The sequence below is a fragment of the Acidithiobacillus concretivorus genome (assembly GCF_018853445.1).
Classification (GTDB): Bacteria; Pseudomonadota; Gammaproteobacteria; order Acidithiobacillales; family Acidithiobacillaceae; genus Acidithiobacillus; species Acidithiobacillus concretivorus.
This window is the reverse complement of sequence record NZ_JABELD010000053.1, coordinates 1-20,261: the sequence shown is the minus strand read 5'-3', so window position 1 is coordinate 20,261 and position 20,261 is coordinate 1. Positions and strand designations below refer to the sequence as shown.

General features: G+C 56.8%; 17 protein-coding genes. 6 read left to right on the top strand and 11 right to left on the bottom strand.

Translation table 11 applies throughout. From position 1 onward, the window contains the following. Positions 1 to 4 precede the first annotated feature (4 nt). Positions 5 to 907 carry a CorA family divalent cation transporter gene (locus tag HJG40_RS07345; protein WP_215863585.1) on the top strand — a complete coding sequence of 301 codons (903 nt, stop codon included), beginning with the start codon at positions 5 to 7 and terminating at the stop codon, positions 905 to 907. A gap of 13 nt (positions 908 to 920) precedes the next feature. Continuing rightward, positions 921 to 1,835 carry a CorA family divalent cation transporter gene (locus HJG40_RS07340; protein WP_215863584.1) on the top strand — a complete coding sequence of 305 codons (915 nt, stop codon included), beginning with the start codon at positions 921 to 923 and terminating at the stop codon, positions 1,833 to 1,835. Here HJG40_RS07340 and glcF read toward each other — a convergent pair. The 11 genes from glcF to def all read right to left on the bottom strand — a co-directional run bounded on the left by glcF (position 1,832) and on the right by def (position 16,211). Further along, positions 1,832 to 3,082, bottom strand: a complete 1,251-nt coding sequence (glcF, locus tag HJG40_RS07335) for a glycolate oxidase subunit GlcF (protein ID WP_215863583.1) — start codon at positions 3,080 to 3,082, stop codon at positions 1,832 to 1,834. The genes HJG40_RS07340 and glcF overlap by 4 nt on opposite strands. Before the next feature lie 8 nt (positions 3,083 to 3,090). Beyond that, the gene (gene glcE / locus HJG40_RS07330) at positions 3,091 to 4,155 is read right to left on the bottom strand and encodes a glycolate oxidase subunit GlcE (RefSeq protein ID WP_215863582.1); all 1,065 of its coding nucleotides are present in this window, start codon (positions 4,153 to 4,155) and stop codon (positions 3,091 to 3,093) included. Between the two features lies 1 nt (position 4,156). Then, positions 4,157 to 5,629: an FAD-linked oxidase C-terminal domain-containing protein gene (locus HJG40_RS07325; RefSeq protein WP_215863581.1), complete on the bottom strand. Its 1,473-nt coding sequence runs from the start codon at positions 5,627 to 5,629 to the stop codon at positions 4,157 to 4,159. A 12-nt stretch (positions 5,630 to 5,641) separates the two neighbouring features. Beyond that, positions 5,642 to 6,982 carry a four-carbon acid sugar kinase family protein gene (locus HJG40_RS07320; RefSeq protein ID WP_368355918.1) on the bottom strand — a complete coding sequence of 447 codons (1,341 nt, stop codon included), beginning with the start codon at positions 6,980 to 6,982 and terminating at the stop codon, positions 5,642 to 5,644. Further along, complete coding sequence (locus HJG40_RS07315; RefSeq protein ID WP_215863579.1) at positions 6,972 to 9,191, bottom strand: phosphoketolase family protein; 2,220 nt, start codon at positions 9,189 to 9,191, stop codon at positions 6,972 to 6,974. The genes HJG40_RS07320 and HJG40_RS07315 overlap by 11 nt, the downstream gene beginning before the upstream one ends. 86 nt (positions 9,192 to 9,277) lie before the next feature. After that, positions 9,278 to 10,681: a sigma-54-dependent transcriptional regulator gene (locus HJG40_RS07310; protein ID WP_215863578.1), complete on the bottom strand. Its 1,404-nt coding sequence runs from the start codon at positions 10,679 to 10,681 to the stop codon at positions 9,278 to 9,280. 21 nt (positions 10,682 to 10,702) lie between these two features. Then, the gene (locus tag HJG40_RS07305; RefSeq protein ID WP_215863577.1) at positions 10,703 to 12,913 is read right to left on the bottom strand and encodes a sensor histidine kinase; all 2,211 of its coding nucleotides are present in this window, start codon (positions 12,911 to 12,913) and stop codon (positions 10,703 to 10,705) included. Next, positions 12,883 to 13,488, bottom strand: a complete 606-nt coding sequence (locus HJG40_RS07300; protein ID WP_215863576.1) for a DUF4390 domain-containing protein — start codon at positions 13,486 to 13,488, stop codon at positions 12,883 to 12,885. Before HJG40_RS07300 ends, HJG40_RS07305 begins: the two co-directional genes overlap by 31 nt. Next, positions 13,485 to 14,783, bottom strand: coding sequence for a 16S rRNA (cytosine(967)-C(5))-methyltransferase RsmB (rsmB, locus tag HJG40_RS07295; RefSeq protein WP_215863575.1), 1,299 nt, complete (start codon positions 14,781 to 14,783; stop codon positions 13,485 to 13,487). The genes HJG40_RS07300 and rsmB overlap by 4 nt, the downstream gene beginning before the upstream one ends. Continuing rightward, on the bottom strand, positions 14,780 to 15,715 hold the full coding sequence (fmt, locus tag HJG40_RS07290; protein WP_215863574.1) for a methionyl-tRNA formyltransferase: 936 nt from the start codon (positions 15,713 to 15,715) through the stop codon (positions 14,780 to 14,782). Before fmt ends, rsmB begins: the two co-directional genes overlap by 4 nt. After that, positions 15,708 to 16,211, bottom strand: coding sequence for a peptide deformylase (def, locus tag HJG40_RS07285; protein WP_215863573.1), 504 nt, complete (start codon positions 16,209 to 16,211; stop codon positions 15,708 to 15,710). Before def ends, fmt begins: the two co-directional genes overlap by 8 nt. A gap of 90 nt (positions 16,212 to 16,301) precedes the next feature. On the opposite strand from def, the gene HJG40_RS07280 reads away from it, so the two are divergent. The 4 genes from HJG40_RS07280 to topA all read left to right on the top strand — a co-directional run. Continuing rightward, a complete protein-coding gene (locus HJG40_RS07280; protein ID WP_215863572.1) occupies positions 16,302 to 17,369 on the top strand; it encodes a LysM peptidoglycan-binding domain-containing protein in 1,068 nt (355 codons plus the stop codon). After that, positions 17,369 to 18,466 carry a DNA-processing protein DprA gene (dprA, locus tag HJG40_RS07275; RefSeq protein ID WP_215863571.1) on the top strand — a complete coding sequence of 366 codons (1,098 nt, stop codon included), beginning with the start codon at positions 17,369 to 17,371 and terminating at the stop codon, positions 18,464 to 18,466. The genes HJG40_RS07280 and dprA overlap by 1 nt, the downstream gene beginning before the upstream one ends. A 10-nt stretch (positions 18,467 to 18,476) precedes the next feature. Continuing rightward, on the top strand, positions 18,477 to 18,914 hold the full coding sequence (locus HJG40_RS07270) for a Smg family protein (RefSeq protein WP_024894351.1): 438 nt from the start codon (positions 18,477 to 18,479) through the stop codon (positions 18,912 to 18,914). A 3-nt stretch (positions 18,915 to 18,917) separates the two neighbouring features. Continuing rightward, positions 18,918 to 20,261: type I DNA topoisomerase (gene topA / locus HJG40_RS07265; RefSeq protein WP_215863570.1), on the top strand; the 1,344-nt coding region annotated here is incomplete at its 3' end.

The following is a 20,261-nucleotide window of genomic DNA, read 5'->3' as shown; positions in this document are numbered from 1 at the left end:
AGCGATGACAGCCCGGCATTTCGACATGACGCTTGGTGACTGGAACTCCAGTGCTTCATGCACGGGCCCCGGATTATTTCTGCTCAACCCGGAACAGGCCCCCTCCTGCACCGGACTGGGAAATCTGCTACGCCATAGTGAAGATCAGCGCCTGTATTGTGAAGGCGAAGAAATCATCTTGCGGCTACCCGTTGCCCTGTTGGAAGAAGATGCTCAATTTGGCACTGTCGCACGGGTAAGTCACCTGATTGTGCAGCACGACAGCCCCGAACGCCTGGTCATCATCGCTGAAGACGCCCTGCTGGCAACCCTGCAGCAGGATTGGCTCGGCAGCCTGCCGCAAAATGCCCGTGGCGATATCCTGCAAAAAATTCTGCTCAACATCATCTACAGTCATGAACGGGTTGCCCGCGTGCTGGTGGATCGTCTCCAGGAGCTGCGTATGGCCCTGAAAACGGCCATGGGTAACAGTGAGCTGCGCGAAATTGTGGTCTTAAACCGGGACCTAGGAGAGCTGGTCATCGCCTTGCGCGAAACCGGACTGATTTTACGCGACGCCTTGCGGGCCACGCCCGGCGAAGCTTCGACTTATCCCTTGCTGGATGCCGCCCTGCGCGAACAACGGCGCATGGAAGATGTGGTCAATCTGGTCTATGAGCGTTATTTGACCGTCACCAATGCCTACAACGGCATCATTCAGAATAATGCGCATACGGTCATGAAGGTCATGACCGTATGGCTGGCGCTGCTGATGATGCCCATTGCCTTTATCATGCCTTTTCACATGATGACCATTCTCCCGCTGGAACACTGGCACTACCTGTGGTTCGGCCTGCTCGCCTATGTTTTCGGAGCCACCCTGATGTTTGCCATCTGGGCCAGAAAACACGGCTTTTTTGCGATGTAGGGAGAAACAAGACATGCTGCGCATTACGCGAGACTGCCTGCTTTCGGGCAACGCCAACCGGCGCAGCTGGATGGCGTTGGTCAATCCTTCGGCCCTCGAACTGAACCAGGCGGCCATGACTCTGGATATTCCCGAAAGCTTCTTGCGCAAACGCCTGGAAGGCGAAGCATCGCGGCCGCTGATCAAGGAAGAGCGACTGATTTCCCTGCAATTTCAGGTGCCGATACCAGAAGATGGACGCATCGGCCAGTTTTCCCTGGTGCCTCTCAGCGTTTATTTTGTGCCGGGTTTTTTTGTGACACTGGCGGATCAGGAAATCCCCTTCCTCAACCAGCTGATTGATCCTCAGAAACCGCGTAAACGCTGGGAACTTGTCCTGCGCATCATCGCCGAGGTGACCCGCCTGTACCTGCCCACTGCGCGCGCTGTGGCCCGGGAAATGGCCATGGTCGAACGGGATTTACGGCAGGCCCAGCGCCATGACGTGGTGTACCGGGGCCTGGATATTCACGATCGCCTCCTGGCTCTGGATCTGGGCTTGTTGCAGCTGGAGTATGTGGTCAGTGAAATTGGTCTGTTCCTGCCCAAGGAAGACCATGATCTCATCGAAATTCATGAAGATACGCGCATTGAGCTGTCACAGGTCCGTGATCAGGTGGATAGTGATCAGGAAACCATCAATGAATTACTGGAATCTTACGCTTATGTGGTACACAACAATGTAAATCATTTGTTCAAATTCATGGCAGCGCTGATTATTCTGGTCACCATTCCGTTATTCATACCGGGCGCGGCGGCCATGAACGTCCCTCTGGGGCCGCTACCCCATTGGCGTTATGGATTTGTCGCCGTCACCGGCGGCCTGGTACTGGTGGAAGCACTTACTGCCTGGATATTTTACCGCAAGGGCTGGTTGCGACTGGATTAGGATTTTTCAGGGGGCAACGCCTCCGCCAGCAATTCCAGCCAATGGCGGACCGGCAGCTCCGTGCCAGACTGCAAATGCAACTGGCAACCGATATTGGCGGTAGCAATAGCGCAGGGTTGACCCTGTTGCAGGGCGTCCAGCTTTTGCTGACGGAGTTGCCGGGATAAATCCGGCTGCAAAATGGAGTAGGTGCCGGCTGAACCACAACAAAGATGCGCATCGGCAACTGCCGTCAATTGGTAGCCTGCGCGTTCCAGCAAGGCTTCGACCTTACCCTGCACCCGTTGCGCATGTTGCAATGAACACGGCGCGTGAAAGGCCACAGGGCCACGGTTTTTATGCTCCAGCGGCAGGGCTTCCAGGTGTTCGAGCAGCCATTCGCTGGGATCCCGTGCCAGCGCCGCTACTTGCCGGGCTTTTTCGGCATAATCGGGGTCATCCTGCAGGGCCTCGGCATACTCCTTGACCATGCTGCCACAACCACTGGCGCTCAGCAGAATAGCCTCCGCACCGGCTACGATATGCGGCCACCAGGCATCAATATTCCGACGCATGTAATCATGCGCTTCAGCGCGGGCGTTGAGATGCAAACTCAGGGCACCACAACACCCCGCCTCGGGGGGGACTTCCACTTGATAACCGAGCCGGTCAGCCATTTGCTCCAGGGCCGTTTCGGTTTGCGGCGTCATGACGCTTTGCACACAACCCGCAAGGGCAAGCACCGTGGGCTTATGGACGGGCGTCGCGGCTTGCAGCGGATGCGGTACCGGAAGCGCTGTGCCAGGCCATTCGGGTATATTCCGGGCGAGGGCTTCCGGCAAAAAAGGTTTGAACAGAGTCCCCAGTTGCAGCGCCAAACGAAAACGCGCGGGATGAGGAACCACCGCACGCAGCATACTGCGCTTCAGGCGCTCCAGAGCCGGACGCGGAATTTCGTTTTCCAGATGTTCACGGCCAATTTCCGCCAGGCGGGCATAGCGTACCCCGGAAGGACAAGTCGTTTCACAAGCGCGGCAAGTCAGGCAACGATCCAGATGTTTGAGGGTTTCAGCGCTGGCGAGCGTGCCGGCCAGGAACTCCTTGATGAGATAAATACGGCCACGAGGACCGTCCAGTTCGTCACCCAGTAGCTGATAGGTGGGACAGGTTGCTGTGCAAAAACCGCAATGGACGCAACTCCGCAAAATGCTGTCCGCTTCGACAATATCGGCGTTATTCTCAAAACGGGGAGCAATCCGGGTTTGCATAGGCTTCTCTAAAGGGTCGCGTACAGGCGACCAGGATTCAAAATACCGTGCGGATCAAACGCATTTTTCAGGCGTTGATGCAGGGCGAACAGGGCCGGTGGCAAAGGCTGGAACACCTCTTTGGAATGGTCTCCGCCGCGAAACAGGGTGGCGTGTCCGCCATGCTCAGCCGCCAGTGCCTGCAGGGCGCTAGCATCCCTTTGACCGCGCAGCCAGCGTTGTCCGCCGCCCCATTCAATAAGCGTCTGTCCGGGCAGGGACAAGGGGGGCGTGGCGGGCGCAACGGCCAGCCGCCAGAGTGCTGCACTTCCCTGAAAAAACACATGGCGATGTTCACGCAGATTTTTCCAGAAAAAGATGCCGTCGTTTTCGTCCAGCACGGCCCCACCGATTTTGCTGCGCGCCGCTGCTACGGCTTTCTCCGTCCCCGACAGACGCAGGTACAAATGGCTCCCATCCCAGGCACTGGCTGACAAGGGCAGGGGCAGGCCCGCCCATTGATTCATCCGGACAATGGCCGTAGCCATGTCGGTGTCGTGTACCAGGGTCAACTCCCGTTCCGGGCGCGGCAACACTTTGAGCGTCACTTCCAGCAAAATGCCGAGAGTGCCCAAAGACCCTATCAGTAAACGGGACACATCATAGCCCGCCACATTTTTCATGACCCGTCCGCCAAAGCGCAAAGATTCTCCCAGGCCATTGAGCATGTGCACACCCAGCACGTAATCCCGGGCAGAACCCGCATAAGGCCGCCGTGGTCCGGAAAAACCACAGGCCAAGGTGCCACCGATGGTGGCCTCCGCCCCGAAAAAAGGCGGCTCGAAGGGCAGCATCTGTCCGGCTTCGGCCAACTGTTCCTGCAACGTCTGCAAGCTCGTCCCGGCCCGCAGAGTCACAAACAGTTCACTGGGTTCGTAATCTACAATACCCTGATGTTCCCGCAACAGCAGGGGTTCAGCATCAGCGGTTTTTCTGCCGTAAAAGCGCTTGGTCCCGGCCCCCTGAACCTGCAGGGGACGCGACTGCTGACAGGCTTCGCGGATCTGTTCCTGCAAACGCTCGCGCTGATCCATCTTAAAAGCGCTCCAGTTCCGGGAAAGGTAATTGACCACGATGCACATGCATGGCTCCCAGTTCTGCGCAGCGATGCAAACTGGGGACCGCCTTGCCCGGATTCAGTCGCCCTTCGGGATCAAATGCCGCCTTGATGCGGTGCAATTGGGCCAGCTCGGCAGGCGTAAACTGGGCGCACATGCTGTCCAGTTTTTCTACGCCGACACCGTGCTCGCCGGTGATACTTCCGCCGACCGCCACACACAGTTCCAGAATGCGCTGACCGAGGGCTTCTGCGGCATGCAACTGCTCTTCCACATTGGCGTCATAGAGGATAAGCGGGTGCAGGTTGCCATCGCCAGCATGAAACACATTGGCTACCCGCAAACCATATTCGGCAGACCAGATCGCGATTTGTTCGAGCACTTCCGCCAAACGCCTGCGCGGGATGGTCCCATCCATACAATAATAGTCCGGGGCCAGACGACCCACCGCCGGAAACGCGGCCTTACGGCCTTTCCAGAGTAACAGCCGGGTTTCGGCATCGGCGGCAATACGGATGCTGCTGGCCCCTTGCCGCTGTAACAACTTTTCCACGGCGCGCAGGCGTTCCTGAAGTTCTGCCTCGGTCCCATCCAGTTCGCAGAGCAAAATGGCAGCAGCATCGCGGGGATAACCGGCATGCACAAAATCTTCGGCGGCTTCTATGGCGAGTTGGTCCATCATTTCCAGTCCGGCCGGAATGATTCCTGCCGCAATAATGGCACTCACGGCGTCTGCCGCCGCCACAACCGAGGCAAAAGCCGCCAGCAATACCAGGGTATTTTCGGGAACCGGCAGTAACCGCAACGTACATTCGGTCACAATACCCAGCAATCCTTCCGAACCCATCATCAGCGCCAGCAGATCATAGCCGGGACTGTCCGGCGCCTGACTACCAATCTCCAGACGTTCGCCCGATGCATCCAGCACTTCCAGAGCCAGCACATTGTGGACCGTCAAGCCGTATTTCAGACAATGTACCCCACCGGAATTTTCTGCCACATTACCGCCAATAGTACAGGCGATCTGGGAGGAAGGATCCGGCGCATAGTACAGGCCCATGGGCCGCGCTGCTTCACTGATGGCCAGATTGCGCACCCCCGGCTGCACCTGGGCTGTACGGTTGCTGGTGTCCAGCGCCCGAATCTGTTTGAGTCGCGCCAGAGACAGCACAATGGCCCCGGCGCTAGGACGAGCGCCGCCGGATAAGCCGGTGCCCGCCCCTCTGGGAACCACCGCCACACCATATTGCTGACAGATTTTCAGAACGGCTTGAACCTCATTTCGATGACGGGGGAGGACCACCGCCAGAGGCAGCTCCCTGAGCACCGACAAACCATCACATTCGTAAGGATGCAGGTCCTCACTCTGCGTCAGCAGGCCATCGTCCGGCAATACGGCGCGGAGGGCGCTGAGAAATGCGGCATAATCGGAATCAGGACTGCCCGCCATGACTTGCGCCCGTCACCGACCGCGCAGGCGACGCCGTGCCAAGGCAAGACTTTCGGCATCTCCGACGTTACCAGGAAAAATCACGACCGGCAGATCAGGATAGCGTGGATGATCATGCGGGCACTGGACCACCGAGCAGCCGGGCAAAATCTGCCCCATAACCCGCGCCTTACGCAGCGCCAGCCCGCTACTCAGAACATCATTGGACGTGATACCACCCTTGCTGATAAGAAAACCCAGATCTGCGGGCAGACCACGCAGCACGTCCATAAGAAAGGCCGATACGGTTTCACCGAAAGCCAGGCGTGTCGCCTGATCGGTAAACTGGCGTTCACTGCGGCTGGTAAAAATCACCAGATCCAGGCCCTGGGCGTGCAGCCTGGCAGCCTGATCGAGAAGACGGGTCAACTGCTTTTTGCCCGCCTCTCCGCTGCAGGCATCCACCTCTACCTCCAGTCCTTCCAGGCCCGATTCCTCCAGCAAGTGGCTGAGCTGCTCGGTAGCTTTACGCACATGAGAACCGACCAGAATGGCTCCGGCTTTGCCTCCGCGTACCAGTTGTGCCATGTTTTCCGCAGGCACCGGCTGGGGCGGCAGATCGGCCAGGGCGGTCAGCAAGCTGGCCGCACTGCGGAACAGAAAACGCTTGCCCTGCCCGGCAGCAGCCCGCAAATCCCGGGCAAAGGCGTGCAGATCTGCCGCTTCCACCGCGTCTACGACCACACAGGTATTGTTTTTGAGAGCCAAAAGCTGCGGCAGGCAACCGGCGCGCAAATCTGTCAGCCGCAAGCGTTGTACCTGCTCCGCCGGAATGCGTCCGTGGGTTTTTTCGGCCACATAATCGGGCAGATAACTATGCTGAAAGGCGAACACCGAATCCCGGGCAAATTCAGTTTCATGGGCAGGGACTTCTACCCCGTTCTGGATGACATAATGGCTGCTGTCACGGGTAATGCGCCCCCCTTCAAAAAATGCCGGAACCAGAAAATGCGCATCGAAAGGTCCCAATTCTTCGGCCATCACATCAGTTTCGACCGGATAATGGCCACGCAAGGTCGAATCCGAACGACTCACCAGCAACGGTTGGATCAGCTGCCCGTTATTGGCCAACTGCTCCAGAGCAACATGCAGGTTCCGGCAGATTTCCCGGGTGACCTGTTCTGCACGGGCGGCGGTCATACCCCGGGTATTACTCAAAACAAAAAAGAGCGGGGAAGCATCTTGTAAGGCTTCCAGTAAGGTCTCAGGATCCCAGCGGGTCAGCAGCAGGCAGGAATGGACGGTCTGCGAGCCGGTAGGATCATCATCAATGACGATGATTTTAGTACGGGTTTCCTGGGGATTACTGCCCACCAAAACTCCGCACCTTGCTGAGAATGGCATCCGCCGTCATCCCATTGAAAGCCATCAGTTCACCAGCGCTGGCGGTGGTTTCACCGCGCTGCCAGGCCAGGGTGTCGCGATATGCCGCGCGACTGCGCAAAAGTACCGGCTCCAGCGCTCCGGCACCGCCACCGCCAATGGTCAGCAAGATGTCGCCGGCAAACAACTGGTGGAATTCCGCGTCGGCCATAAAATCCGTATCCGGCTCCGATACGGTATGCGCGGCCACATCCGAGGGGCGATACAACTGACGAGGATTGATGACGGAAACAATCCGCACCCCGTACCCTTCTTTTTCCAGGATCTCGCGGGCTGCGAACACCGGCATCAACACCATGTCTCCGGTGACGGCAAAAGTGACCGTGCCGCGCGTACCACTAGCCCCTTCATAAAGAACTGCAGCGCCCTTACGGACTGCCATACGCGCTTCGGCTATGCTCAGATGCACGGACAGCGGGCTTTTCGAGGCAATGATAATCATCGACTTGTTGACGCTATTCACGGCATATTCATAGGCGGCCTGGATGACGTTGGCATCCGTGGGGTAGAGCAGAAACACGTTGCCATTCCGCATTTGCGCGGCGAAATAGTTTTCGATTTCCGGACGTTGATGGGTCCAACCGTTACGGCCCTGCTCCAGGGCACCCGCCGTGAACATACAGACCGTCGAGGGAGCCTTGCGGCGCAGTTCGGCCATCGCCTGCCCCACTGTCTGCATAATCGGCCAGCCGTTGATGGCAAAGGACTCATAGGACAACCACAGGGAACGACTGCCAAACAGGGCCAGACCCGCTGCCAGACCTGCGCAGGCGTCTTCGTTGAGGGGCTCGTAAACTTGTCCTCCAGGCTGCTGGTTGTAAAGCGGATCTTCCGTGGGATGGCGGATTTTCAGGGCATCGTTAATGTTCTTCATGGCCGAAGCTTCATTACCATCGGCGTTGGTCACTACAAAGCGTGGGTCCTGCTGTCCCAGCCAGGCAACCAGTGCGCCCATGGCGGTAGCCGGCACAGCCTGTTCTCCGACGGCAAAATCCTGCAGGGGAAACTCGCCCAAATGGGCGATTTCCAGCACATGCTCGGTCACCGCTGTTTTGGCAGCAGGACCACCACCGGCGCGGGAGAAATTGTCGCGGACCAGCGCCCAGGCCTCCGGGCTCAGTGCGCGCTTTTGCAAAGCGGCTTTGATTTCCGGTGACTCAAATGTGTCCTTGGGATACAAATTGTGGGATTTTGCACCGGAGACATGCACCCCGGCACCCTTCAACTGTTTGAGGATGAATGCGGTGTGACGACCATTCAAAGCATTTTGCGCAGCCTTGGCGGCAGCACTCAAGACCGCTTCCATGAAAGCCATGCGTTGCCCGAAAGAAAAGCGCGTGGAATCCACATAGGCGCCTTCCTGTCCGGCATCATCATAATCCTTGGCATCAATCAGAATGACCTCATCAAAATCATGCGCCCGCCAGTAAGACGTCATTTCCTCGTTGCTCATCAGCGAAACCATGGAGTGATGTTCCTGGCTGAAACCATTCCAGACCAGGATCGGCAGATAGTTGGTCACCTGGGGATAGGCAAAGTGAAAATGTTTCATGGAGCTCAGTACATACGGTTCACCAAAGCCGCCATCGCCGATGGTGACCGGGAACAGCGTGCCGGGATGCAGCAGAGCTCCGGCCATGGCGAAATGTTGCCCCTGTCCCAGTGGACCGGCAGGCGCCAACAAACCGGGAATCGCGCCGGAGAGATGACCCAGCAGACCATGCTGTTCGCGGAAGCGCGCCATCATGTCATTCATGTTCTGAATGCCCATGGCTTCCAGAGAGCGATCAAGAAACATGGCACTGTAAAAGCCGGGCGCGTGGTGCCCCACTTCTGTGACAATGTTGGTATGACCAAGCATGACCATGGCCGCATAGGCCTCCGCGCTGGAGGCAAAACCCCCGGGATGACCGGACGACTTGGCGGTACAGACCTGCAGCGTGCAATAACGGAGGGCATCAGCCAGCAGCAACGACTGGTACACCGCCTCCCGCGCCCGGGGGTTCGCAATCGCCTTATGATCCGCAGCAATGGCAGAGGATTTGCCATATTCGTCGAAATCCGGCCAGTTCTCACCAAAGTAGAGCATTCCCGCGCAAAACTCGGGGGCATTGGTGGGCAAGGTATTTTGCTGGGTCATAACGGCCTTCCTGTAGCGATAAATATTGCGCCCACTCTAAGCAGGATCACAGGAATCCGCAATAGAGCGGGTTTTTGGTATTGAATTCAATCCTCTTCTTCGCCGTCTTCGCCAACTCTTCTTTCGCCCTTGAGGGCAATGCTGAGATTTTTCAGCTTACGATACAGATGGGTACGTTCAAGCCCGACGACTTCAGCGGTGCGGGCAATATTCCAGTCATTGCGCGCCAGATGATACTCAAGGAAAGCCCGTTCAAAGCGTTCGCGGGCCCGTTTGAGGGTGCCACCGAAGTCGTCTTCGTCGAAGTTGCTGTTGGCGAGAGCCATACGGTTATCCAGACCCAGCGCCCCTTCGATTTCTGCCGCACTGATTTCCGGGCCTTCAGCCAGAATCAGCAGGCGTTCTACCAGATTCTGCAGTTCCCGAACATTCCCCGGCCAGGGATAATGGTTGAGAACATCCATGCTGTCCGGCGCAAAACGACGGCCGGGCAGACCATCACGGGCACCATAAAAACGCACAAATTCTTCAATGAGTACCGGAATATCCGCCGTCCGCGCTGCCAAGGGCGGAACCCGCAAGGGCAAGGCACTCAGCCGATAGTACAGGTCACTGCGAAACTGGCCGTTTTGTACCGCCTGAGATAAATCATGGGCACTGCCGGCAATGACGCGCACATCGACCGGTACGGGGGTACTGCCCCCCACCCGAATGATGCGTTTTTCCTGCAAGGCAGAAAACAGACGGGCCTGAGTTTCCAGATCCATATCGGCTATTTCATCGATGAACAGAGTCCCGCCATGGGCGACTTCCAGACGTCCACGAATGAGTTTGCCCTGGGTTTCATTACCAAAAAGTTCGGTAGCCACATTGGGCCGGGCAATGGCGGCAGCACGCAGGTCCACAAAAGGCCCCTGGGCCCGACGGCTCTGCCGGTGCAGATAACGGGCCGCAACTTCCTTGCCGCTTCCCGCTTCGCCGAGCAACAGGGCCCAGGAGTCTACAGCGGCTACCCGGGTGAGCTGCTCCCGAAACTGACGAATGGCCGGACTATCCCCACTGGGCCGTTCTACCCAGCCGGTTTGGGCACGCAGGTCGCGATTTTCGCGCTGCAGGCGGCTGGCCTCCAGGGCGTGGGCAACCGTCAACAGGGTTTTGTCCAAAGACAGCGGCTTTTCGACAAAATCATAAGCACCCAGCTTGGTCGCCTGGACGGCGGTTTCAATGGTGGCGTGGCCGGACATCATCACCACGGGCTGCTCCAGACCGGCATCCGCCCAGCGCCGCAACAAGGTGATGCCATCTTCACCGGGCATCCAGATATCCAGCAGAACCAGATCCACCATCTGGTCGCGCAGAAATTCCTCTGCCGCCGCTGCGCTGCCGGCCGTTTGTACCTGATAGCCTTCATCTTCCAGAATATCCGCCAGGGTCTGGCAGATATCGGGTTCATCATCGACGATCAGAATCTTCAATCTTGCCGCTTCCATGCCACCTCCAGAAAATCCGGGTCAACCCAGGGGAAAATCCATTACAATACGCGCACCACCATTAATGCCCTGATTATCTGCAATAATCACCCCGCCGTGTTCTTCCACAATGCGGCGGACAATGGCAAGACCCAAGCCCGAGCCTTTGACCTTGCTGGTCACATAGGGCTCAAATACCCGGGCCAGGAGTTCTGCCGGAAAACCAGGACCATCGTCCATTACGCTCAACTCTAGCATCTTTGCCGAGCCGCTGTCCGTCAAGCCGCTGCGAATCAGAATATGTTTTCCGGCAGGACTTTGTTCCGTACCTTGCAGGGCATCCATGGCGTTACGCAGCAAATTGTTGAGAATCTGGCGCAGGCGATGCACATCCGCGCGAATACTGGGCAAATCCGCAGCCAGTTCCACGCGGATTTCAATGCCGCTTTCCTGGCCTCGATAGAGGTCCAGAACATCGAGAATCAAGGGATTGATCTCTAGCGGCCGAAGCTCAATTTGCGGTTGCCGGGCATATTCGGAGAAAGCATCTACCAGCACTTTTAATGCGTCCACCTGATGAATAATGGTTCGCGTCGCCCGATCCAGAGTTTCCCCTTCATCACCCAGACGCTCCAGATATTTGCGGCGCAGGCGTTCGGCCGAAAGCTGGATGGGCGTCAGCGGATTTTTGATTTCATGGGCCAGACGGCGGGCTACCTCGCTCCAGGCAGCGCTGCGCTGGGCGGAAACCAGGGTGCTGATGTCATCAAACACCAGAACAAAGCCCTTGCTGCCAGCTTCGTCGGCAAATTGCGCTCCGTGCACAATCAGGGTTTGCGGTCCGTCATTGCGTTCCAGCTGCAGCTCTTTTTGCATACCGATGCGGGGATGCTCCACCCACTCCGTCACCAGCTTCCAGAGTGGTTCGAGAATGGCCCCATCTTGGAGTTCTTGCAAAGCCCGACCCTTGGGTAAATCTTCTTGCAGAATCTGGATAGCTGCTGCATTGATTTCAGCCAGACAATGCTCGCCATCGAAGGTGAGAATGCCGCTGGATAATTGTCCCAACATGGTTTCCAAATAGAGCCGGCGCTGCTCTGCCTGCTCCTGAGCGGCTGCCGCCTGCTGTTTGGCGCGGGCAAGCTGGCGCGTCATATTGTTGAAGGAGTGCAGCAAAACGCCTAACTCATCCTGACTGGCAATGGTTTGCAGAGGGATAAATTCGCCTCGGGCTACGGCCTGGGTTCCGGCAGCCAGCCGGGCAATAGGGGCCGTCAGACGACGGGCCAGGTGCAGCCCCATCCAGACGGCCGACAAAACCGCCAAGAGCAGCGCTACGGCCAGACTGAGCTGAAAAGCCGTTTTCATGGGCTCACGCATCAGCATGAGCTGATGGTAGCGGGTATAAGCCACCTGTACGGCTTCTGCCGCCTTGGTAAGCTGTTCGGGAATGGGCTGCTCCACATAAAGCATGCGGTTACTTTCACCCAAATGCGGGCTCAGAACGGGAATCAGCGCCTTGACCAGCAGGCTGCCATCCGCTTCCGGTTCAATATTTGCGGTTGGATGCCCTTCATCAGACAGAATTTCCTGACGCGGCAGACGCGGTGCCAGGGCCAGATTATTACTGCTGGTGGCAATAATCCGGTTATCACTGGAAAACAGGGTGACGCTGCTCAAATGGTACTGATCACGCAAGGCAATGACGGTGAGGATGGCGTTACTATCTGATTCACCCACTAAAGCCTGGGCGATACTCTCGGCAGCCAGCAGCGTCGAATTGCGATAACGGTCAATGCCGGCCTTGGCTACATTCAAAGCCTGATCCAGAGCACTTTGCACGGCCGAACTAAACCAGGAATCGACCCCCCGATTCAAATACTGCCAGGAAAATCCGAAAACCACAGCCGCAGGCAAAAAACTCAACAGGGTGATGATGATCACCAAACGCGTGGCGAGCTGACTGCCTACTTCTCCTCGGCGCAGCCGGACCAATAGTGCTACTACAGAAACCAGCACCAAAACCAGTAGAAAAAGGACAATACCCGCTGAAATGACCAACATAGGGACAAAATAGCGGCTTAGGGGCCCGCCCGCGCTGGTAAAAAAGTTGATCGCGAGAAAGCCTAAAATGGCCAGAAGCAATAAAATGGCACCCCAGCGAGGACCAACCTTCTGGCGTTCCGGTGCAGCGCCGGCACTCAGGGCGCGTAACCAGTTTCTCAGTTTGAAAGGAGCGCGCTGACGGTCCATGGGGACTCCAGTTTCCAGTGATCCAGCAATGCACGCAGGCGCAGAGGGACAGGCAAAGCCTGTATATCCACATAAACCCGCACCGCTACCCGTCCTCGTGCCGCGCCCTGTTGCAAAGGCAACTCGAAATCATGAATCTGCTTCAGGACGCTGACAACGTCCTGCCAATGATTGAATAAGCGCATGGTGCCTGCTGCATTTTTCAGTGCGTATTGGTTGGTCAGCGGATAATAGTGAATTTGCCAGCGGACTTCTTTTTGCGCATGGGTGCCCAGACCGGTAATAAAGGCAAATGGTTCGGGTTCCCGCCATTCCGCTTTCACGACCCAGATCAGGGTCTGGCCCTGATCGAGAATTTCCTGCAGCAGATCTTCTTTAGTGATTTGCACCTGAGCATTGATTTTTATCCGGTTCATTTCTGGCGCGACCTGTAATTGTTCCACGTGAAACGCGGTGCCTGCCCATGCCTCGCCACAACCCACAAAACACCACAACCCCAGGATCAGACCCAGCCAAACCGCGCCGCGCTTGCGCGTCATGCCAGCCGCCCGCGCAAAAACCAGCACAGGGGTCATTCAGCTTTCACCAGGAGGGCATAGTAAAACCCATCCATATCGTTCTGGCCCGGCAAATGTTGTCCGGTGAGGGGATGGGCCTGCTGGCGGGCATCCTCATGGCGCGCCAAAAACCCCCGAATCTGCAACAGATTTTCTTCGGGCAGAATCGAACAGGTCGCATAAAGCAGACGACCGCCGGGGCGCAAACAACCCCATAATGCCTCCAGAAGGCGTTGTTGTTGAGCCACGGCCTGCTGGACATCCTCGGCCTGGCGGCGCAGGCGAATATCGGGATGCCGGCGAATAACGCCAACGCCCGTACAGGGCGCATCCAGGAGAATGGCGTCATACGGTTCACCATTCCACCAGCTTTCCGGATCACCGGCATCGGCAGCCTGCAGATGGGCAATGGCCCCCTGCCGAAACAAAGCTTCCCGCAATTTCTGGAGACGTTCAGCAGAACGGTCCAAGGCATCCAGACGGCGTGCGCCCAATGCCCAAAGATGCGCGGTTTTTCCTCCTGGTGCGGCACATGCATCCAGTATGCGTTCTTCGGCCTGGGGGGCCAGAATGTGCGCAGCCATCTGGGCCGCCGCATCCTGTACGGCCACCCAACCCGCGTCCCAACCCGGAAGCGTGGCGACCGGAATGCTTTCAGGAAGACAAAGGGCGGCGTCACTCCAATCTACCCCATGACAGGACAATCCTTGCGCCAGCAGCAACTCCCGGTAGTTTTCCGGGCTGACCCGCTGCGTATTGACGCGCAGCCACAGCGGTGCGGGACAATTATTGGCGGCGGCAATTGCTGGCCATTGTTCGGGATAGGCTTCCCTTAGGCGCGCTGCCAGCCAGGCTGGATGACCCAGATCAGGATCCGCTATTTGCGCTTCCAGGGCTTCACGTTCACGCAGAAAACGGCGCAAAACCGCATTCATCAGACCCTTAGCCCAGGTTTTCTGGAGTGTTTCGACCATCTCTACCCAATCGTTCACCACCGCAAAAGCGGGGCGTTGTCCGTGCCGCAATTCAAAAAGCGCCAGATGCAGAAGAAAACCCAGATTCTGGTCTTCTTCCCGCCAGCTTTTGCGCAGCAGTAATCCGGATAATTTCTGCAGTAACAAATATTCCCGTAAGGTTCCCAACACCAGCCACTGCAATGTGGCGCGCTCCGGGCCGCTGACCGTAGTAGCGGCCAAAGCCTGATCCACTTTTTCCCCTTCATCGACGGCTTGCAGCACCTTAATGGCCGCTTGCCGCAGCAGGGTTCCGCCGGGCATGCCGGAGCTTCCCTGGTGATTTGGTTTTTTACTCATCCCAATTTTTCTCCCTGCGCAGGATGATACCCACGGATGAAATCTCCCGCGCTGAGTTTTCCCTTACCCGCTGGTTGCAAAAGCAACAATTCAAGTTGCCCGTTACCACAAGCTACCGTGAAACTCTCTTTGTGAATGGCGGTGATGCTTCCAGGCGCAATATCCACCGTTGCCGCTATCGGTCTGGCTTGCCAGACGCGCAATCCTTTCTCCCGAAACAGCGTATGCGCAATGGGGCTGGGATTAAAGGCGCGCACCTGACGGTCCAGCGTTGCAGCGGGAAGCTGCCAGTCCAGCAAGGCTTCTTCTTTCTTCAGCTTACGCGCATAGCTTACCCGGCTTTCATCTTGAACGATTGCCGTTGCGGTCCCTGCCCAGAGCGCGTCCAGAGCCTGCCGCAAGGCGGCTTTGCCCAGAAGTGCCAGACGATCATGGAGGCTGGCCGCCGTGTCTTCAGGAAGTATGGGGCAAGTCAGCACGTTCAGCACCGGTCCGGAATCCAGCCCTGCTTCCATTTGCATGATGGCCACCCCGCTTTCGGCGTCTCCGGCAGCAATGGCACGGGCAATGGGGGCGGCGCCCCGCCAGGCAGGTAAAACACTGCCGTGAACATTAATGGCGCCAAGACGGGGTGTATCGAGAATGGCCTGAGGAAGTATCTGTCCATAGGCTACGACGATCAGGAGATCCGCTTGCAGACTGCGCAGCAAATCCAGAGCCTCGGGAGTTTTGCAGGACTCCGGCTGAAAGACCGGAATGCCCGCCCCCCTGGCCAATTGCTTGACCGGGCTTTCCTGCAAATGGCGACCGCGCCCGGCAGGCCGATCGGGCTGCGTCAACACCCCTACCAGCACTTCTGGACCGGCCAGTAATTCTTCGAGCACAATGCGGGCGAATTCGGGTGTTCCCGCAAAAACAATGCGTTTACTCACCCTGACGCACTCGCTTTTCCGCCTTGCGACGGATCAGATTCTGTTTCAGGCGCGACAAATGATCCACAAACAAGGTGCCATTAAGATGATCAATTTCATGCTGTATGCACACGGCCAGCAATCCATCAGCTTCGAGTTCGATGAGCTTCCCTTGCACCGTCGTTGCTCGCAGGGTAATTTTTTCGGCCCGTCGAACCGTTTCCAAAACACCGGGAACCGACAGACAACCTTCTTTCATTTCTTCCTCGCCGCTATGAGTGATGATTTCGGGGTTCACCAGTACCATCAAATCATTGCGATTTTCAGAAACATCCACGACAATCAGGCGTTGTCCGGCGGCCACCTGAGGGGCCGCCAAACCGATCCCCGGAGCATCGTACATGGTTTCCGCCATGTCATCGGCAAGCTGCTGGACCTGCTTGTCCACCCGGATAATAGGCTGCGCCACATTCTTGAGGCGCTGATCGGGAAATTCGAGTATTTTCAGGAGCGACATTTTTACCACCAATTAAATGAAGGACTATCCGGCAAAAAACGTATCTTGGACTAATACTATCCCCTGCGGAAGTCCAGCGGAGATCATTACATGCACAAACACATATGGCGCAATCTTGTTTTTACCCTCGGCCTAAGCGCCCTGGCTCCGGCAATAGCCCAAGCGGCGCCTGCCGGTATTCAACTGCGCACACAACAAAGTTATACCGTAAAACCTGGAGATACTCTCTGGGGCATTGCCGGCCATTTTCTGGTTCATCCCTGGCAGTGGCCACAGATATGGCACAAAAATCCCTACATTCAGAACCCTAACCTGATTTATCCCGGTGATCGCATTGTCATCCATTATGGGGCCAATGGTGAACCCGAACTGGGTCTCGCATCGTCTTTCCGTGAAAACGGAACCAATTTTGTGGAGTTGCACCCACAAATGTCGAAAGCGGCCGTACCCTCGGTTTCTACCGGCGAAGTGATGCCCTTTCTCGGTAGTCCCGGGGTAATCGACAGTAAAAAAGCCTTCGCGCAACTACCTTATCTGGCTGCAGCCGCCAAGCAAAGGCCCACCTACGTGACCGGAAATACGCTCTACACAGTCGGACTGGAAACAGCCCCTGTTGGCAGTCGCTACCAAGTCGTCACTCTGGGGCCGGAGTTATTCCAGGCCAAAACCCATCGTTCTTTGGGCTATGCTCTGGAAGACCTGGGGCAAGTGACGGTTACCCAAAGTGGCCATCACGCTGCGGTGCAAATCACCAAAATGCGCAAAGAAATTGATCTTGGGGCACGCCTGGTACCGGTAGTCACGACGGCAATACCCCATTATTTTCCCAGCGCGCCACGCCATGCTGTCGAGGGTCATATCATTGGCCAACTGGATGGGAATCCGGCGCTGACCGTCGGTCAGGTAGTCATCATTGATCAGGGTATCCAGGATGATCTCAAGTTGGGTAATATCCTGCAAATCCAGCGTAGCGGGGTAACGACCAATGCGGTTACCGGCAAGGCATTTGCACTTCCGGACCAAACCATCGGCGATATCATGGTGTTCCGGGTTTTCCCCTCGGTTTCCTATGCGGTCATCACCATGGCCAGTCGGAGCATCCGTGTGGGTGATGAAATCCACAGTCCTGCCTCAGCCGATGGCGCTGTGCAAAAATAATGTCTGATGCCGCCTGGCTGGCACTTTGCCGAATTAACGGTTTGGGGCCACAGCGACAACAGGCCTTACTGGAGCGCTTTAATCATGCCGCTGCCTGCTTTCAAACGGGTGTCGGCATGCTACAAGACCTCGGTTTATCCGCAAAGCAAATCCAGGCTCTACAAAAAGACCCCGAAGACATTATCAGTCCTGCTGATCGACGCTGGCTGACTAGTCCCGATACGGATTTATGTCGCTGGACAGATGCGGATTATCCGCCTTTGTTGCGACAAATTCCCGACCCGCCGCCCTTGTTATTTATTCGGGGACAGCGTTCCTGTCTAAACCAGCCCATGCTGGCCATTGTCGGCAGCCGCTCGGCAACGGCCTTAGGTGCAGCTACTGCAGAAGCCTTCGCCCGTAGTCTTGGTGAAACAGGACTGATCATCACTAGCGGCCTGGCGTTGGGCATTGACGCTGCAGCCCATCGTGGTGCTCTGGTCAGTGGAACTGTTGCCGTACTGGGCACCGGTGCCGATCTGATTTATCCGCGCGCGCATTTACAGTTGGCGCACCAGATTATCAAACATGGCCTGCTCGTCAGTGAACAGGCTCCGGAAACCGGGCCACATAGTGGCCTTTTCCCTCGTCGCAACCGCATCATCAGCGGGCTCAGTCTTGGTGTACTGATTGTTGAGGCGGCGGAAAACAGTGGCTCCCTGATTACTGCCCGCCTGGCTATGGAACAGGGACGAGAAGTATTTGCGGTACCCGGTTCGATCCACTCACCGCTGTCCCGAGGTCCGCATCGCCTGATTCGTGACGGTGCCAAACTGGTAGAAAGTGCCGAGGATGTGTTGAGCGAGCTGGGGCCGCTATTTGGCGCATTATGCCAGGCCCGACCGGTAACCGCAGCGGATAATTGGCAACCTGACGATCCCCATCAGGCGAAAGTCTGGGCAGCCATGGACTTTGATCCTCTGACAGCAGAAGAAATTGCTGCGCGTTGTGGATTGACGCTGGGCGAGCTTTCGGCCATCCTCTTGGAAATGGAAATATCAGGTTACCTTGCGGCCAGCCCCGGCGGCCGGTTCTGTCGCCTCCCTCCTGCACCCTGAAGGCTCTGGCATGGAAGACGTCATAGACATAATTACATACCTACTGGATCACCTCGACGACGAAGACGACGCGGTCATCGAAGATCATCTTCGTGCCGTGGGTTTTCCCGACGCGGACATTCAGCGCGCCCTCGACTGGATGGAAGGTTTTGCTGTTGAAGAACAGGAAGATACGAGCCCCAGAGCGCTGCGCGCCTATCATCCCTACGAGCTGCAGAACCTTTCTGTGGCAGCACGCGGTCAACTGCATGACTGGGAACGCCTGGGCGTTATTAACGGCGCCATGCGGGAGCGGATCATTGATCGTTTACTGGCCCTCGACCTTGAGGATATGGATATGGAAACCCTTGATTGGGTTGCCTTCATGGTAATGGCCAACGATCCCGGCCCGGAAGCACTCTGGGTAGATGCCTTACTGGACACAGACGGAACCCGGATACTGCACTGACCTATGGCCCATCAGCTCGTAATTGTCGAATCTCCTGCCAAAGCCAAAACCATCCAGAAATATCTCGGGGATGATTTTGAAGTTCTAGCCTCTTATGGCCACGTTCGTGATCTTCGCCCCAAAGAAGGGGCCGTTGATCCTGAGCAGGATTTTGCCATGCGCTATGAGGCCATCGAGCGCAATGAACGGCATGTAGAGGCCATTATCAAGGCATTGCGCAAGGCTGATAAACTCTGGCTCGCCACCGATCCGGACCGCGAAGGTGAGGCCATTTCCTGGCATTTGGTAGAACTGCTGCGCGAGCGCAAGCAGTTGGGAAACAAACCCGCCCAGCGCGTGGTTTTTCACGAAATCACCAAAAAGGCCGTACAAGAAGCTATTGCCAACCCCCGCGAAATCGCCATGGATCTGGTCAATGCCCAACAGGCCCGGCGGGCCTTGGACTATTTGGTAGGCTTCAATTTGTCGCCGCTGCTGTGGCGCAAAGTGCGTCCCGGCCTTTCTGCTGGTCGGGTGCAAAGTGCTGCCCTGCGTCTGATCTGCGAGCGGGAAGATGAAATTGAAGCTTTTGTCAGCCAGGAATATTGGACGATTGCGGCACGCCTGCTGCACTCCGACAGTGAGTTTTCCGGGCGTTTGACGCACTGGCAAAACAAAAAACTGGAACAATTTGATATCAACAATGAAACCCAGGCAGAATCCATACGCAGTAGTATGGAAGCGGATATGCAGCAGCAACCGCTTCAGGTCCGCGAAGTGGAGCGTAAAAGCCGGCAACGTCAGCCTGCCGCGCCTTTTACAACGTCCACTCTGCAGCAGGAAGCCTCCCGCAAACTGGGATTCAACGCCAGCCGCACCATGCGCGTCGCCCAGCAGCTTTATGAAGGCATAAACATTGGCAGTGAAACTGTCGGCCTGATTAGTTACATGCGTACGGATGCTGTCAATCTTTCGGAAGAAGCCATTGCCGATATTCGTGGTTTTATCGACGGCCATTATGGTCATGAATTTGTCCCTGAAAGCCCGCGTCGTTACAAAACCAAAACCAAAAATGCCCAGGAAGCGCATGAAGCGGTGCGCCCGACGGACATCAGTCGAACCCCGGAAATGCTGCAGGGGATTCTAGAAAAGGATTTGTGGCGTCTATATGATCTGATCTGGAAACGCAGCGTCGCCTGTCAGATGGCCCCAGCCCGTCTGGATATGGTCGCTGTAGACATGGATGCCGGGACCCACTGGACGCTGCGCGCCAACGGTTCGACCGTTACTTTCCCTGGCTTCATGGCGGTTTATCTGGAAGGGAAAGATGATACGAACGAAGATGAAAGTAATCGTATTCTCCCGCCT

Coding starts and splice junctions, on each gene's coding strand:
- HJG40_RS07345 (WP_215863585.1), top strand. CDS start 5: ATGACAGCCCGGCATTTCGACATGACGCTTGGTGACTGGAACTCCAGT.
- HJG40_RS07340 (WP_215863584.1), top strand. CDS start 921: ATGCTGCGCATTACGCGAGACTGCCTGCTTTCGGGCAACGCCAACCGG.
- glcF (WP_215863583.1), bottom strand. CDS start 3,082: ATGCAAACCCGGATTGCTCCCCGTTTTGAGAATAACGCCGATATTGTC.
- glcE (WP_215863582.1), bottom strand. CDS start 4,155: ATGGATCAGCGCGAGCGTTTGCAGGAACAGATCCGCGAAGCCTGTCAG.
- HJG40_RS07325 (WP_215863581.1), bottom strand. CDS start 5,629: ATGGCGGGCAGTCCTGATTCCGATTATGCCGCATTTCTCAGCGCCCTC.
- HJG40_RS07315 (WP_215863579.1), bottom strand. CDS start 9,191: ATGACCCAGCAAAATACCTTGCCCACCAATGCCCCCGAGTTTTGCGCG.
- HJG40_RS07310 (WP_215863578.1), bottom strand. CDS start 10,681: ATGGAAGCGGCAAGATTGAAGATTCTGATCGTCGATGATGAACCCGAT.
- HJG40_RS07305 (WP_215863577.1), bottom strand. CDS start 12,913: ATGGACCGTCAGCGCGCTCCTTTCAAACTGAGAAACTGGTTACGCGCC.
- HJG40_RS07300 (WP_215863576.1), bottom strand. CDS start 13,488: ATGACCCCTGTGCTGGTTTTTGCGCGGGCGGCTGGCATGACGCGCAAG.
- rsmB (WP_215863575.1), bottom strand. CDS start 14,783: ATGAGTAAAAAACCAAATCACCAGGGAAGCTCCGGCATGCCCGGCGGA.
- def (WP_215863573.1), bottom strand. CDS start 16,211: ATGTCGCTCCTGAAAATACTCGAATTTCCCGATCAGCGCCTCAAGAAT.
- HJG40_RS07280 (WP_215863572.1), top strand. CDS start 16,302: ATGCACAAACACATATGGCGCAATCTTGTTTTTACCCTCGGCCTAAGC.
- dprA (WP_215863571.1), top strand. CDS start 17,369: ATGTCTGATGCCGCCTGGCTGGCACTTTGCCGAATTAACGGTTTGGGG.
- HJG40_RS07270 (WP_024894351.1), top strand. CDS start 18,477: ATGGAAGACGTCATAGACATAATTACATACCTACTGGATCACCTCGAC.